The organism is Clostridium sp. J1101437_171009_A5, assembly GCF_015547905.1.
GTDB lineage: Bacteria > Bacillota > Clostridia > Oscillospirales > Oscillospiraceae > Pseudoflavonifractor_A > Pseudoflavonifractor_A gallinarum.
The window spans coordinates 136,776-151,505 of sequence record NZ_JADMVY010000003.1; the positions used below are offsets into that span (position 1 = coordinate 136,776).

A 14,730-nucleotide genomic window follows, 5' to 3' on the forward strand; every position below is an offset into this window, starting at 1 on the left:
AGGGGACAGGTTAACTTTCATTATAACGCCTCCCCCATCTATCGTCAATGAAAAGCAGGGCGGAAGCGGGAGGGAAACCTTGTGTTTTGCCCGGAAAAGTGGTACAATTTCTTGATAATACCCTTTGGACAAACAGAAAGCGGAGGAACCGACTTGAAGCGAGAGACGACACAGATCACCGCCGAGCAGATCGCGGTGCAGATGGACTACTGCATGAAGATCCACGCCATGAACGCCCAGATGGACCACACCCCTCTGGCCATGGTGGACACCTATGGCTGCCAGCAGAACGAGGCCGACTCCGAGCGTCTGCGGGGCTACCTGAGCGAGATGGGCTACGGCTTTACCGATGACGAGCACAAGGCCGACCTGGTGCTGGTGAACACCTGCGCCATCCGAGAGCACGCCGAGCAGCGTGTGCTGGGCAACGTGGGGGCCCTCACCCACACCAAGCGGGCCAACCCCAACCAGATCATCTGCCTGTGCGGCTGCATGGCCCAGGAGGAGCATGTGGCCAAAAAGGTGCGGGAGTCCTACCGCCAGGTGGATCTCCTCTTCGGCCCCCACGCCCTGTGGCGTTTCCCGGAGCTGCTGTGGCGCTTCCGGGCCACCGGAAAGCGGGTCTTTGAGCACACCGACGAGGCCGGTTCCATCGCCGAGGGCATCCCGGTGGTGCGTCAGGGCGGCGTGAAGGCCTGGGTCTCCATCATGTACGGGTGCAACAACTTCTGCACCTACTGCATCGTCCCCTATGTCCGGGGCCGGGAACGCAGCCGCCGTCCCCAGGTCATTCTGGAGGAGATCCGGGGCCTGGTGGCCGAGGGCTACAAGGACATCACCCTGCTGGGCCAGAACGTCAACTCCTACGGCAAAGACCTGGACGAGCCCATGGACTTTGCCGATCTGCTGAAAGAAGCCGCCGGGATCCCCGGCGACTTCCTGCTGCGCTTTATGACCAGCCATCCCAAGGACGCCTCTCAGAAGCTCTTTGAGACCATGGCCTCTTCCGAGAAGATCGCCCCCTGCTTCCACCTCCCCTTCCAGGCTGGGAGCGACCGCATCCTCAAGGCCATGAACCGGGTGTACGACCGGGCGGGATACCTGGATAAGGTCCGCCGCCTGCGGGAGCAGATCCCCGATGTGGTCATCACCTCCGACGTGATCGTGGGCTTCCCCGGGGAGACCACCGAGGAGTTCGAGGAGACCCTGAGCCTCATCGAGGAGGTCCGCTTTGACGCCCTCTTCACCTTTATCTACTCCCCCCGGGTGGGTACCCCCGCGGCCAGCATGCCCGACCCCATGTCCCGGGAGGAGAAGCTTCGGAACTTCCAGCGCCTGGTGGACCGGCAGGATCAGATCTCTGAGGAGAAGCACGCGGCCTACATCGGCAAGACCGTCCGCTGCCTGGTGGATGGGAAGGACGAGAAGGGCCTCACCGCCCGCACCCCGGGCAATCGGCTGGTCCGCCTCACCGGGGAGGAGTCCCTCATCGGAAGCTTTGTGGACGTGGCCATCACCGGGGCCAACAAGTGGTCCCTATTCGGCGAGCTGGCCTAAGCTCCCCAGACGAACGCCTGCGGCCAGGGCGGCGCGGAGGAGCGCATGCTGTTTGGCCTCCCCGGCCAGGGCCTGGAGGCCGCAGAAGTCCTCCAGATGGCCAAGGGCCTCCGGCCCCAGGTGGGCGCGCAGCCAGTCCAGGTGAAAGTCCCGGTAGGCGCGGTTCTGCTCGTACTCCGGGTCCGTGAGGAACCGCTGCGCCTGCTCCTGAATATAGGGACTGAGATATTCCAGTAAGTCGGGCATCGTTGGATTCCCCCATCCTAAGATAACAGCTCCGTTTGGAGATGTTCTAATCATATCAGCTCCAAATGGAGCTGTCAAGAGGAAACACGGCATGAGTGTATTGTCAGAACGTTTGAAGGAGCTGCGGCTGCTCCACCAGAAAAAGCAAGACGAACTTGCAGACATTCTGGAATTGTCGTACAGTGCCTATAAGCGCTACGAATATGGCGAGCGGGAACCTACCGCTTCTACGATCATCCGTATGGCCCAGTATTTTGAGGTCAGCGCCGATTATCTGCTGGGCCTGCGGGACGAGCCGTAAGATTTTGAGAACGCGCCTGCGCGGCGGGCGCACCGCTTTCTTTGCAAAGAAAGCGGTGGGAAAGAAAGCCCAGAGGGGGCATCCCCCTCTGGACTCCCCCTTGCATCCCCGCACCCGGGATACACCACAGAAGAAAAGGAGCCTTGACCATGCCAGCAGACACCACCCCCATGATGCGCCAGTACATCGCCATGAAGGAGGACCACCCGGACTGTATCCTCTTTTTCCGTCTGGGGGACTTCTATGAGATGTTCAATGAGGACGCCAAGCTGGTGTCGAAGGAGCTGGAGCTGACCCTCACCAGCCGGGACCGGAGCAAGCCGGAGGGAGAGCGCACCCCCATGTGCGGCGTGCCCTACCACAGCGCGGACGCCTACATCGCCCGGCTCATCGCCAAGGGGTATAAGGTGGCCATCTGTGAGCAGATGGAGGACCCGGCCACCGCCAAGGGGCTGGTGGACCGGGACATCATCCGCATCATCACCCCGGGCACGGTCATCGCCTCCTCCATGCTGGACGAGGGGCGCAACAACTTCATCTGTTCCATCTATCTGGACGAGCGGGGGGCCGGGCTGTGCTTCTGTGACATCTCCACCGGAGAGATCTCAGTGACCTCCTTCCACGGCGGGGATGCCCTGGAGCACCTCCAGAACGAGCTGGGCCGCTTCTCACCCCGGGAGGCCCTCCTCTCCGAGGGGGCCAGCCGGAACGAGGCCCTGGGGGCCTTCCTGCGGGACAAGCTGGAGTGCCGCTGTGAGAACGGCGGGGAGGAGCGCTACCGTCCCGAAACAGCTGGGGCCGCCGTGAAAAAGCAGTTCCAGAGCGGGGTGAGCGCCCTGCCTGAGGGGGACAGCCACGCGGTCCAGGCGGTGGGAGGATTGCTCTCCTACCTCTATGAGACCCAGAAGACCGACCTCTCCCACCTCTCCACCCTCACCTACTTCACCTCCGGGCAGTTCATGGAGCTGGATCTCACCGCCCGGCGGAACCTGGAGCTCACCGAGACCCTGCGCGCCAAGGAGAAGAAGGGCTCCCTCCTCTGGGTGCTGGACAAGACCCGCACCGCCATGGGCCGCCGCCTCATCCGCACGTGGATGGAGCGGCCCCTCCTCTCTCCCGCCGCCATCCACCGTCGCCTGGGCGCGGTGGAGGCCCTGGTGAACGACCCCATTGCCCGGGAGGAGATCATCCTCTGCCTGCGGGAGATCACCGATCTGGAGCGGCTCATCGGGCGCATCGTCTACGGCACCGCCGGCGGACGGGATCTGGTGGCCCTCTCGGGCGGCCTGGGCAGGCTCCCCCATCTGCGGGAGCTGCTGGAGGGGCTGTCCTCTCCCCTGCTCCAGTCCCTGCGGGAGGAGCTGGACGACCTCTCCGACCTGCGGGAGCTCATCGGCCGGGGCATCCAGGACGATCCCCCCTTCTCGGTCCGGGAGGGCGGCTTCATCCGGGACGGCTACGACCCGGAGGTGGACCGCCTGCGGGACATCCTGGTCCACGGCAAGGACATGGTGGCCGCTGTGGAGGCCCGGGAGAAGGAGCGCACCGGCATCAAGAGCCTGAAGGTGGGCTACAACAAGGTGTTCGGCTACTATATCGAGGTCTCCAAGTCCTACTACGATCAGGTGCCCGAGACCTATATCCGCAAGCAGACCCTGGTCAACTGCGAGCGGTACATCACCCAGGAGCTCAAGGATCTGGAGCACTCCATCCTCACGGCCCAGGACCGGATCACCGCCCTGGAGCACGAGCTCTTCTGTGCCATCCGGGAGGAGACCGCTCGGCGGGTGGGAGACATCCAGCGTTCGGCCGCCGCCGTGGCCCAGGTGGATGTGCTCACCTCCTTTGCGGCCGTGGCCGCCGACCGGGGCTATTGCCGGCCGGAGGTGGACCTCTCCGACGTGATTGAGATCACCGAGGGACGCCATCCGGTGGTGGAGCAGATGCTCAAGGGGGGACTCTTCGTCCCCAACGATACCCGGATGGACGCCGGCGAGAACACGGTGGCCATCCTGACCGGCCCCAACATGGCGGGCAAATCCACCTATATGCGGCAGGTGGCACTCATTGTGCTCATGGCCCAGATGGGCTCCTTCGTACCCGCCCGGTACGCCCGCATCGGCATCGTGGACCGGGTCTTTACCCGCATCGGGGCCAGCGACGATCTGAGCGCGGGCCAGTCCACCTTCATGGTGGAGATGAGCGAGGTGGCCGAGCTCCTGAAAAACGCCACCAGCAAGAGCCTTCTCATCCTGGACGAGATCGGCCGGGGCACCAGCACCTATGACGGCATGTCCATCGCCCGGGCGGTGCTGGAGTACTGCGCCGACCGCAAGCGGCTGGGGGCCAAGACCCTCTTTGCCACCCACTATCACGAGATCACGGTGCTGGAGGGGCAGATCCCCGGGGTGAAGAACTATAACATCGCCGCCAAAAAGAAGAAGGACGATATCCTCTTCCTGCGCAAGATCGTCCGGGGCGGCGCTGACCAGAGCTATGGCATCGAGGTGGCCAAGCTGGCGGGGGTCCCCGACCGGGTCATCCGCCGGGCCCGGGAGATCCTCAGCGAGCTGGAACAGGGCGGCGTGTCTGCCCCTGCCGCACCGGCTCCGTCCGGGGAGAGCCAGATGAGCCTCCTGGACCTGGGGGCCGGGGAGGTGGCCGAGCGGCTGCGCCGGGTGGATGTGAACACCCTCACCCCCATCGAGGCCATGAATCTGATCTACGAACTCAAGCAGAAACTCTGACCGCCGGAGGGCGGTCCCGGCAAAAGGAGGGATGACAGATGAATCCAATCCCCATCTGGCAGGAGAAGCTCAGCCCGGGGGAATGGCTCCGGGGCGGGGCGCTGTCGGTCCTCTATGTGGCCCTCTTCCCCTTCCTGATGGCCTGGGTGCAGCGCAATGCCTGGGAGGAGCTCCCGGTGGCGGAGTCCAACGTGGTCTACTATCTCATTTCTGTGCTGCTGGGCTTTGTACTCTTTTCCGGCCTGTGGAAGCGGAACCTGGACCGTCTGTTCTCCTGTCCGGGCAAGAATCTGAAGTCCATAGCCGCCGCTCTGGTGGCCTGGATCGCGCTGGATGTTCTGGTCCGGCAGATCCCCCTGCCCGTACGCAACCCAAACGAGAGCGGCTATGCCCTGGAGTATCTCCTCTCCCCCGGCGCCACCGGAATGATCGTGGTGGTCCTCATGCCCATCGTGGAGGAGCTGCTCTTCCGGGGACTGCTCTTCGGGGGCGTCCGGCGGTACAGCCGGGGAGCGGCCTACCTGCTCTCGATGGGGCTCTTCGCCCTGTACTGCGTGTGGCAGTTTGTGTTCTCCTACGGAAGGATGGACCTGCGCTATCTGCTCCTGGCGGTGCAGTACCTGCCTGCGGGGGCCCTTCTGGCCTGGTGCTATGAGCGGGGCGGCTCCCTGTGGAGCGCGGTGCTGCTGCACATGGCCATCAACGGACTGACTCTGCTGCGCATCGTGGCGGGCTGAGCACCTGTCCGCCTTATCTCTCATTCAGAAAGTCTGGTGAATCCCTATGCCTCATATCCAACCTCTGGACCCCCATGTGGCCGACCTCATCGCCGCCGGCGAGGTGGTGGAGCGGCCGGCCTCGGTGGTCAAGGAACTGGTGGAAAACGCCATCGACGCCGGGGCCACTGCCGTCACGGTGGAGATCCAGCACGGCGGCATGACCCTCATCCGGGTGACGGACAACGGCTGCGGCATCGCCGCGGAGGAGGCCGAGACCGCTTTCCTGCGCCATGCCACCAGCAAGATCCGGAGTGAATACGACCTGGAGGCCATCGGCACCCTGGGTTTCCGGGGGGAGGCTCTGGCCGCCATCGCGGCGGTCTCCCGGGTGGACCTGCTCACCCGGACGGCGGAGGAGAGCGTAGGGGTTTCCGTAGAGCTGGAAGGGGGCGTGGTGGTCTCCCGGGAGGAGGCCGGCTGTCCCCAGGGCACCACGATGGTGGTGCGCGACCTCTTCTACAACACCCCCGCCCGGCTGAAATTCATGAAAAAGGACTCGGCGGAGGGGGCGGCCGTCTTTGCCGCCGTGCAGCGGCAGGCCCTCTCCCACCCGGAGGTGAGCATCCGCTTCCTGCGGGACGGCCGGCAGGAGCTCCTCACCCCCGGCGACGGACAGCTCAAGAGCGCGGTCTACGCCGTCCTGGGACGGGAGATGGCCCTGGGCCTGCGGAGCGTCACCGGCTCTGGGGAGGAGATGACGGTGAACGGCTTCACCTCCCTCCCCACCTGCTGCCGGGGCACCCGGGGATACCAGCACTTCTTTGTCAACGGACGCTATGTGAAGTCCCGCACCATGATGGCCGCCCTGGAGGAGGCCTATGCCAACCAGAAGATGGTGGGCAAGTTCCCGGGGTGTGTCCTCCACCTGACCACCAAGCTGAACGCGGTGGACGTGAACGTCCACCCCACCAAGCAGGAGGTCAAGTTCGGCAGCGAGCGCAAGGTCTTTGACGCGGTGTACTACGCCGTGCGGGCCGCCCTGGAGCAGGATCAGACCCGCCCCACCGCCGTGCTGGAGCGGCCCCGGGCCCACGACAGCGTCACCCCCAACCAGACCAGGTTCCAGACCATGACGGCCCAGCAGTATCGCGCCCTGACGAGCCAGGGCGCGGCGGAGGGCGCTCCGGAGCGCCGGCACCCGGTCCGGCCGGGCCTCTCGGCCCTGGAGCGGATCCGCACCGCCCCCCTGCCGGGGGAGCGTCTGCCCCTGCACGATTACACGGCGCCCCGCACCCCGGCCGCCCCGGCCCCGGTCAGCACCCCGGCGAAACCGGCATCCGCCCCCGTGGCCCGGACAGAACCGGAGGCGCGCACCGCCCCCGCGTCCCCCAGCCCCCGCCCGGCGCCCGCGGTCCCGGAGCGGGAGGAACCCTCCTCTACGGATGAACGGCCGGTTTCCCCGCCTCCGACCCATCCGGAGCCGGAGGCCAAAGCCGAAACCGCGCCCGCCGCGCCGGAGGTCCTCCCCCCTGTGGCGGAGGAGCCCGAGCCGGAGCCCTGGCGGCTGGCCGGGGAGATCTTCCACACCTATATCATCGTGGAACAGGGGGAGCGGGTGCTGCTCATCGACAAACACGCCGCCCATGAGCGGATGCACTTTGACCGGCTCAAGGCGGCGGGCTATACGCCCATGTGCCAGATGCTGCTGACGCCTGTGGTCTTTACGCCCCCTGCCGAGGAGGGCGCGGTGCTGCTCCAGAACCAGCAGCTCCTAGCCGACTTCGGCTTTGAGGTGGAGGATTTCGGCGGCGGCGGACTCATCGTGCGTCAGTGTCCCGACTATGTGGACGCCGGAGACATTGAATCCACCCTCTCCGAGCTGGCGGGCAGGCTGCTTTCCACCGGGCGGGCCGACCCGGCCGCCGCCCGGGACGGTGTGATGCACACCATGGCCTGCAAGGCCGCCATCAAGGGCGGGCAGAAGAACGATCCCCACGAGCTGGAGCGGGTGGCCAAAGCCGTCCTGAGCGGAGCGGTGAAATACTGCCCCCACGGGCGCCCGGTGGCCATTGAGCTCACCCGGGGCCAACTGGAAAAGCAGTTCAAGCGGGCCTGAGGGACCGGGAACAAAAAGTCTCCCCCGGTCGACCGATTTCGCAGGCGAGACTTCCAATAATTGGGTATTATAGTGGCATTCCGACGGCCGTCTTAGGACAGGCCCTAGAAAGAAAAGGAGTGCACTGTGATGCAAAAGACCAACAATCTTCAGGAACTGTTTCTGCTCCGGGCCCGGAGCACCCGCGCCAATGTGACGGTATTCCTCATGAACGGCTATCAGATCCGGGGACAGATCGCCGGGTTTGACGCCTTTGTGGTGGTGGTCCACAGCGAGGGCAAGCAGCAGATCATCTATAAACACGCCATTTCCACCATTATCCCGGAACGTCCGGTGGATCTGCGCCCCACGCCCCTCTCCGCGGAGGAGCCGGAGGGATAAGATCCTGAGCGGGCGGGCTTCCGGCGCGGGAAGAAAGGAACGACATGAAACAGGGACCCCTCCTCAACCGAATCCTGATGCTGGTGCTCTTTGCGGCCCTGCTCATCTACCTGGGCGTATATGTCTGGGACAGCATGAACGATCCCTTTACCACCGCCACGGCCTATGCCTGCACGGTGGACGACGCCATGGAGGCCACCGGCTTCCTGGTGCGGGAGGAGCAGGTCATCCAGGGGAACGGAGCCGTGGTGGACCAGCTTTTCAACGAGGGAGAAAAGGTGGCACGGGGGCAGACTGTGGCGGTGCTCTACGGCAGCGCCGAGGCTGCCGAGCGGCGCAATACCCTGCTGGCGCTGGAAAATGAGCGGGATCAGCTCCAGTACGCCCTGACCCAGAGCGCCGACGCCGGGGACAACGCCCGGCTGAGCGGGGAGATCATCGATGCCATCACCACCCTGCGCTCCTCGGTGGCCTCCGAGGACTTTACCCGCCTGGAGGACCAGACGCTGGAGCTCAAGAGCCTGATCTACCAGCGGGCCGACGCCTTCGGCACGGAGGAAGAGGGGGGCACCACCGTAGCCGAGATGCAAAACCGCATCCAGGAGCTCAATGCCCAGATCAGCGCCCTTCAGTCCCAGTCCAGTCAGGACACCACCCGCGTCACGGTCAGCCAGTCGGGGACCTTCTCCGGCATGGTGGACGGTTTTGAGACCCTCCTGACCCCGGACGGACTGGAAAACCTGACTCCTGCAGATCTGGACAAGCTGAGCGCCCAGACGCCCCAGCAGGACACCACTGCGGTGGGAAAGCTCATCACCAGCTCCACCTGGTATTTTGTCTGCGCCCTCTCGGAGGAGGAGGCCGCCAACCTGACCGAGGGGAAGGACATCACCGTCCGCTTTTCCCGGGACTGGTCGGGCTCGGTGGACATGGAGGTGGAGCGCCTCGGTCCGCCCCAGGGCGGACGGATGACCGTGATCCTCTCCACCGACCGCTTCCTGGCGGACACTACCCTGCTGCGCAAGCAGACGGTGGACCTGGTGTTCCGCAGCAAGAGCGGCATCCGGGTGCCCACCCAGGCCATCCGTACGGAGGAGCGCAGCGAGACCAATGAGGAGACCGGAGAGACCACGGTGCGCCAGGTCACCGGCGTCTATGCCATCGTCGGCGTACAGGCCGAGTTCAAGGAAGTGACCGTGGTGGACCAGCGGGAGGGCTACTGCGTGGTGACGCCGGTGACCACCGGCGTACCGGGGACCGATAAGAAGGCCCTGCGCTCCGGAGATGAGATCATTGTGACAGGAAAAGACCTGTTTGACGGAAAAGTAGTGCGCTGATCCGTTCAAACCAGAGAGAAACAGAGGTGCTTGTGATGTCATTGGCAGAAAAGATCCGGCAGGTAGAGGAGAACATTGCCGCCGCGGCCCGAGAGGTAGGGCGGGACCCGAGTGAGATCACCCTGGTGGCTGCCACCAAGGTCCAGACCTCCGAGACCATCCGGGAGGCCATCGCCGCCGGCGTGGAGGTGTGCGGAGAGAACCGGGTGCAGGAGATGACCGCCCACCTGGCTGACAACGCCTATGAGGGGGCCAAGCTCCACTTCATCGGCCATCTCCAGACCAACAAGGTCAAGTTTGTGGTGGGCCGTGTGGACCTCATCGAGTCGGTGGGCTCCCAGCGCCTGCTGGAGGCCATCGAGCAGCAGGCCGCCAAGGTGGGCGTGGTGCAGGATATTTTGCTGGAGGTCAACGTGGGCGGCGAGGAGAGCAAGAGCGGCGTGAGTGTGGCAGAGCTGCCCGTTCTGGCCGCCCGGGCGGCCGAGCTGCCCCATGTGCGCCTGCGTGGGCTGATGGCCATTCCGCCTGTGGCACAGAATGAGGGGGAAAACCGCCCGTTTTTTGCCCAAATGCGCCAGCTTTTTGTTGACATAAAGGAAAAAATGGACGATAATAAATCTGTTATCGACTGCCTTTCCATGGGTATGAGCCGCGACTATGAGGACGCGGTGCGGGAAGGCGCCACGCTGGTCCGGGTGGGGACGGCCCTCTTCGGGCCCCGGCCGCCCATGGGACAGCCCGGGTAAACCGGATGGAGGCACAGGCCTCCTGCCGGACCGGTCCGCGGTCCGGATAGCCCCAACGTATTGCCATGCAGGAGGGAACAAACATGGGATTTATCGATGATTTGAAGCGTCTGGCCCGTCCCTATGAGGATGAAGAGGACATGGACGGCTACGAGGACGACTTTGAAGATACCAGCCGGAACGACTTCAGCGAGCGCAAGTCCGCCCCCAAGAAGGAGAGCGCCTCGTTCAACCTGGAGCCCGAGCGGCGCAGCAACAAGGTGGTCAACATCCACACCACCACCCAGCTCCAGGTGGTGCTGGTCAAGCCCGACCGGTTTGAGAATGCCGCCGAGATCGCCGACCACCTGCGGGAGAAGCGCACGGTGGTGCTCAATCTGGAGCAGACCAACAAGGAGATTGCCCGGCGCCTGCTGGACTTCCTCTCCGGCGTGGCCTACGCCAACGAGGGCAAGATCAAGAAGGTCGCCCTGTCCACCTACATCATCACCCCGTACAATGTGGATATTCTGGGCGATCTGATCGACGAGCTGGAAAACAACGGCCTCTACTTCTAAGCGGAGAGCGGGCCGCCGGGGGCAGCCCCGGAACATGTAGAGAAGCAATAAGAGAAATGGGGTATTGGAATTATGATGACGCCTCAGGAAGTCTCCGAGCACGCCTTTGCCAAGGCTTCGTTCGGAGGTTACAACATGGCCATGGTGGACGAGTTCCTGGACGTGCTCACCGAGGACTATACCGCGCTCTATAAGGAAAACGCCGTGCTCAAGAGCAAGATGAAGGTCCTGGTGGAAAAGGTGGAGGAATACCGCTCCACCGAGGACGCCATGCGCAAGGCCTTGCTCACCGCCCAGCGGATGGCCGATGAGATGGTGGCCGAGGCCGAGGCCAAGAAGAACGAGCTGCTCCAGAATGTGGAGGCCGACGCCAAGGTCCGCCGCATCCAGCTCCAGCAGGAGCTGGCCAATGAGGAGGCCCGGCTGAGCGCCGCCCGCCAGGCCACCGCCGAGTATGTGGGCAAGCTCAAGGAGCTCTACCAGCACGAGATGGACTACCTCAACGGACTGAGCAAGCTCACGGCCGCCGCACCCAAGGCCGACCCGGTGAGCGAGACCGCCCAGGCCATCGAGCACGCGGTGGAGGAATCCGTCCGCGAGGAGGAGAAGATCACCATCGAGGTGCCCGTGGAGGACAAGCAGGACGGCGGCCTGTACGCCGAGCTCATGGAGCTGAACATGAACCCCGCCGAGGGGGAGCGCCACAAGCGCCCCATCCGTCAGCCCATCGAGACCCCCGCGCCCGCCCCCAGCGAGAGCGAGGAGGACGACACCGCCCCCACCCGGCGCATCGACTTTTCCAATCTCCAGTTCGGCAAGGACTACGAAATCAAGTGAGCCCCTCTTGACAGAACCGGGAAAAGCGGATAAGATAGTAACGCTTTATAGGAAAAACGCGCAGATGAGGACCAGTAGCGCCGTATTTGCTGCCCAGAGAGCCGCCGTTTGGTGCAAGGCGGAGAGCGGTACGGCGGGAAGATCACCTCGGAGCGGCCCGCTGAAGGACAGTAAGCGGGGACGGCCGGCGGCCGTTATCCGCCCGCCCATGGGGGTATTGCGCCCGTGGGACCGAGGGGCCGCATTGCGCGGCAAGAAGAGTGGTACCGCAGAGGTTCAAAACGCCTTTGTCTCTTGAAGTTCAGGAGACAAAGGCGTTTTTTGCTGTCTGCGGACCGCCCGGGAGAGAACTGACCAATCAAATCTGAGTATAAAAGGAGAACCAACCCATGGATTACAACCAGACCGTTCACCTGCCCCAGACCGACTTCCCCATGCGGGCGGGCCTGCCCAAGCGGGAGCCGGACATGCTCCAGGAGATGTATGACCACGACCTCTACCACAAGCTGATGAAGAAGAACGAGGGCAAGCCCACCTTCGTGCTCCACGACGGCCCTCCCTACGCCAACGGCAACATCCACATCGGCACCGCCCTCAACAAGATCCTCAAGGACATCATCGTCAAGCACCGCAACATGACCGGCTACTGCGCCCCCTATGTGCCCGGCTGGGACACCCACGGTCTGCCCATCGAGTCTGCCATCCTCAAGAACAAGAAGATCAAGCGGGATGAGCTCACCACCTCCGAGTTCCGGGAGAAGTGCAAGGAGTACGCCCTGGACTTCGTGGACAAGCAGCGGGAGCAGTTCAAGCGCCTGGGCGTGCTGGGCGAGTGGGAGAATCCCTACCTGACCCTCAAGCCCGAGTTTGAGGCCAAGCAGGTGGAGATCTTCGGTAAGATGGCCGAGAAGGGCTACATCTACAAGGGCATGAAGCCGGTCTACTGGTGCCCCGCCGACCAGACCGCTCTGGCCGAGGCCGAGATCGAGTACGCCGACGATCCCTGTACCACCATCTTCGTAAAATTCCCCGTCCAGGACGACAAGGGCAAGCTGGGCCAGTACGCCGACCTCTCCAAGGTCTACTTCGTGATCTGGACCACCACCCCCTGGACCATCCCCGGCAACTTCGCCATCTGCCTGAATGCCGAGTTTGACTATGTCCTCCTCCAGGTGCCGGGCGGGGACGTGTACGTCCTGGCCAAGGATCTGGCCGAGAGCGTCTGCAAGGCCGCCCACATCGACTTTGAGGCCTGCCAGGTCCTGGCGACCCTGAAGGGCAGCGAGTTTGAGCTGATGACCGCCAAGCATCCCCTCTTCGACCGGGAGAGCGTCATCCTCAACGGTGAGCACGTCACCCTGGACGCCGGCTCCGGCTGCGTCCACACCGCCCCCGGCTTCGGCGCCGAAGACTTCCAGATCTGCCAGCAGTACGACAAGGCCGGCCTCACCCACATCGGCGTGCCCGTTCCCGTCAACGCCAAGGGCGTCATGACCGACGAGCGCTACAACGGCCAGTTCTACGCCAAGGGCAACGACATGGTGGTGGAGGACCTGGAGAAGGAGGGCTTCCTGGTCGCCAAGGAGAACATCACCCACTCCTATCCCCACTGCTGGCGCTGCAAGAACCCCATCATCTACCGTGCCACCGAGCAGTGGTTCTGTTCCGTGGACGCCATCAAGGACGCCGCCGTCCAGGCCTGCGACTCCATCCAGTGGAAGCCCGACTGGGGCAAGGACCGCATGACCAGCATGATCACCGAGCGCAACGACTGGTGCATCAGCCGCCAGCGCGTGTGGGGCGTGCCCATCCCCATCTTCTACTGCGATGAGTGCGGCGCCGACATCGTCACCCCCGAGACCATCGCCCACATCTCCGCTCTCTTCCGGGAGCACGGCTCCAACATCTGGTTTGACAAGACCGCCGACGAGCTGGTGCCCGAGGGATTTGTCTGCCCCAAGTGCGGCAAGACCCATTTCTCCAAGGAGAGCGACATCATGGACGTGTGGTTCGACTCCGGCTCCACCCACGCCGCCGTGCTGGATGAGCGCCCCTACCTCCACTTCCCCGCCGACGTCTACCTGGAGGGCGGCGATCAGTACCGCGGCTGGTTCCAGTCCTCCATGCTGACCTCCATCGCCGCCAAGGGCGTGGCTCCCTACAAGCAGATCATCACCCACGGCTGGACCGTGGACGGCGAGGGCAGAGCCATGCACAAGTCCCTGGGCAACGCCGTGGCCCCTGAGGAGGTCATCAAGGACTACGGTGCGGACATGCTCCGCCTGTGGGTGGCCAGCGCCGACTACACCCAGGACATGCGCATCTCCAAGGACATCATGAAGCAGCTCTCCCAGGCCTACCTGAAGATCCGCAACACCGCCCGCTACATGCTGGGCAACCTCTGCGACTTCGAGCCCGACACCGATGCCGTGGCCGTGGAGAACCTGATGGAGCTGGACCGCTACGCGCTGTACCGCTTCAACGAGCTGGTCAAGACCGTGCGTGCCGCCTACGACCGCTATGAGTTCCACGCTGTCTACCGCGCCGTCTACAACTTCTGCGTTGTGGATATGTCCAACTTCTATCTGGACATCATCAAGGACCGCCTCTACTGCGGCAATGAGGCCGAGCGCCGCTCCGCCCAGACCGCCCTGTACAGCATCCTGGACGGCATGACCCGGCTCATCGCCCCCATCTTGGCCTTCACCTCCGACGAGATCTGGCACGCCATGAAGCACGCCAAGGACGTGGACGGCGAGAGCGTTCTCTTCAACGAGATGCCCGGCGACAACGCCGCCTATGCCCTGGACGAGGCCGCCAAGGCCCGCTGGGAGAAGCTGGTCAGCCTGCGCGACGCCGTGAACAAGGCCCTGGAGAACGCCCGCAATGCCGGCGTGTTTAAGAAGGCCCAGGACACCGAGATCACCCTCTCCGTGTCTGAGGCGGACGCCGCTTTCCTGGCCGGCGTGGACCTGGCCAGCCTGTGCATCGTGTCCAAGGTCATCGTTACCACCGAGGCGGTGGAGGGCGAGCGGAACGAGGAGTCCCTCATCCCCTGCACCATCGCCGTGAAGCTCTCTGAAGCCCCCAAGTGCCCCCGCTGCTGGAACCACTGCGATTCCATCGGGACCGAGGGTCACCACGCCGAGCTGTGCGACCGCTGCGCCGCCGTGGTGGAGGGTTAAT

12 protein-coding genes and 1 other annotated feature are annotated in these 14,730 nt (G+C 64.1%); of the genes, 11 read left to right on the top strand and 1 reads right to left on the bottom strand.

The annotated features are described in order from the left end of the window. Window positions 1-153: 153 nt before the first annotated feature. Window positions 154-1,557 (top strand): tRNA (N6-isopentenyl adenosine(37)-C2)-methylthiotransferase MiaB, encoded by a 1,404-nt coding sequence (gene miaB / locus I2C21_RS06095; protein WP_243207910.1) that lies wholly within the window; start codon window positions 154-156, stop codon window positions 1,555-1,557. On the opposite strand, the gene I2C21_RS06100 is transcribed toward miaB, so the two are convergent. Continuing rightward, window positions 1,537-1,803: a hypothetical protein gene (locus tag I2C21_RS06100; RefSeq protein WP_186963174.1), complete on the bottom strand. Its 267-nt coding sequence runs from the start codon at window positions 1,801-1,803 to the stop codon at window positions 1,537-1,539. The two genes, miaB and I2C21_RS06100, sit on opposite strands and share 21 nt — an antisense overlap. Before the next feature lie 91 nt (window positions 1,804-1,894). Between I2C21_RS06100 and I2C21_RS06105 the strand changes: the two genes are divergently transcribed. From I2C21_RS06105 to ileS, 10 genes are all read left to right on the top strand, one after another. Further along, complete coding sequence (locus tag I2C21_RS06105; RefSeq protein WP_186963173.1) at window positions 1,895-2,104, top strand: helix-turn-helix domain-containing protein; 210 nt, start codon at window positions 1,895-1,897, stop codon at window positions 2,102-2,104. A 149-nt stretch (window positions 2,105-2,253) separates the two neighbouring features. After that, window positions 2,254-4,851, top strand: a complete 2,598-nt coding sequence (gene mutS, locus I2C21_RS06110; RefSeq protein ID WP_195278798.1) for a DNA mismatch repair protein MutS — start codon at window positions 2,254-2,256, stop codon at window positions 4,849-4,851. Between the two features lie 38 nt (window positions 4,852-4,889). Then, window positions 4,890-5,588, top strand: a complete 699-nt coding sequence (locus I2C21_RS06115) for a CPBP family intramembrane glutamic endopeptidase (RefSeq protein ID WP_195278799.1) — start codon at window positions 4,890-4,892, stop codon at window positions 5,586-5,588. 46 nt (window positions 5,589-5,634) lie between these two features. Continuing rightward, a complete protein-coding gene (mutL, locus tag I2C21_RS06120) occupies window positions 5,635-7,686 on the top strand; it encodes a DNA mismatch repair endonuclease MutL (protein WP_195278800.1) in 2,052 nt (683 codons plus the stop codon). A 129-nt stretch (window positions 7,687-7,815) separates the two neighbouring features. After that, the gene (hfq, locus tag I2C21_RS06125; RefSeq protein WP_101692445.1) at window positions 7,816-8,067 is read left to right on the top strand and encodes an RNA chaperone Hfq; all 252 of its coding nucleotides are present in this window, start codon (window positions 7,816-7,818) and stop codon (window positions 8,065-8,067) included. A gap of 44 nt (window positions 8,068-8,111) precedes the next feature. After that, window positions 8,112-9,404: a biotin/lipoyl attachment domain-containing protein gene (locus tag I2C21_RS06130; protein ID WP_101692444.1), complete on the top strand. Its 1,293-nt coding sequence runs from the start codon at window positions 8,112-8,114 to the stop codon at window positions 9,402-9,404. A gap of 35 nt (window positions 9,405-9,439) precedes the next feature. Then, entirely contained in the window at window positions 9,440-10,150 is a 711-nt protein-coding gene (locus I2C21_RS06135) for a YggS family pyridoxal phosphate-dependent enzyme (protein WP_195278801.1), read from the top strand. Window positions 10,151-10,233: 83 nt separating this feature from the next. Further along, the gene (locus I2C21_RS06140; RefSeq protein WP_101692442.1) at window positions 10,234-10,707 is read left to right on the top strand and encodes a cell division protein SepF; all 474 of its coding nucleotides are present in this window, start codon (window positions 10,234-10,236) and stop codon (window positions 10,705-10,707) included. A gap of 72 nt (window positions 10,708-10,779) precedes the next feature. Continuing rightward, window positions 10,780-11,544: a DivIVA domain-containing protein gene (locus I2C21_RS06145; RefSeq protein ID WP_193535783.1), complete on the top strand. Its 765-nt coding sequence runs from the start codon at window positions 10,780-10,782 to the stop codon at window positions 11,542-11,544. Between the two features lie 52 nt (window positions 11,545-11,596). Then, window positions 11,597-11,842, top strand: a binding site (T-box leader). Window positions 11,843-11,933: 91 nt separating this feature from the next. Beyond that, complete coding sequence (ileS, locus tag I2C21_RS06150; protein WP_195278802.1) at window positions 11,934-14,729, top strand: isoleucine--tRNA ligase; 2,796 nt, start codon at window positions 11,934-11,936, stop codon at window positions 14,727-14,729. Window position 14,730 lies beyond the last annotated feature (1 nt).

Coding starts and splice junctions, on each gene's coding strand:
- I2C21_RS06115 (WP_195278799.1), top strand. CDS start 4,890: ATGAATCCAATCCCCATCTGGCAGGAGAAGCTCAGCCCGGGGGAATGG.
- I2C21_RS06100 (WP_186963174.1), bottom strand. CDS start 1,803: ATGCCCGACTTACTGGAATATCTCAGTCCCTATATTCAGGAGCAGGCG.
- I2C21_RS06105 (WP_186963173.1), top strand. CDS start 1,895: ATGAGTGTATTGTCAGAACGTTTGAAGGAGCTGCGGCTGCTCCACCAG.
- I2C21_RS06135 (WP_195278801.1), top strand. CDS start 9,440: ATGTCATTGGCAGAAAAGATCCGGCAGGTAGAGGAGAACATTGCCGCC.
- I2C21_RS06140 (WP_101692442.1), top strand. CDS start 10,234: ATGGGATTTATCGATGATTTGAAGCGTCTGGCCCGTCCCTATGAGGAT.
- mutS (WP_195278798.1), top strand. CDS start 2,254: ATGCCAGCAGACACCACCCCCATGATGCGCCAGTACATCGCCATGAAG.
- hfq (WP_101692445.1), top strand. CDS start 7,816: ATGCAAAAGACCAACAATCTTCAGGAACTGTTTCTGCTCCGGGCCCGG.
- I2C21_RS06145 (WP_193535783.1), top strand. CDS start 10,780: ATGATGACGCCTCAGGAAGTCTCCGAGCACGCCTTTGCCAAGGCTTCG.
- I2C21_RS06130 (WP_101692444.1), top strand. CDS start 8,112: ATGAAACAGGGACCCCTCCTCAACCGAATCCTGATGCTGGTGCTCTTT.
- mutL (WP_195278800.1), top strand. CDS start 5,635: ATGCCTCATATCCAACCTCTGGACCCCCATGTGGCCGACCTCATCGCC.
- ileS (WP_195278802.1), top strand. CDS start 11,934: ATGGATTACAACCAGACCGTTCACCTGCCCCAGACCGACTTCCCCATG.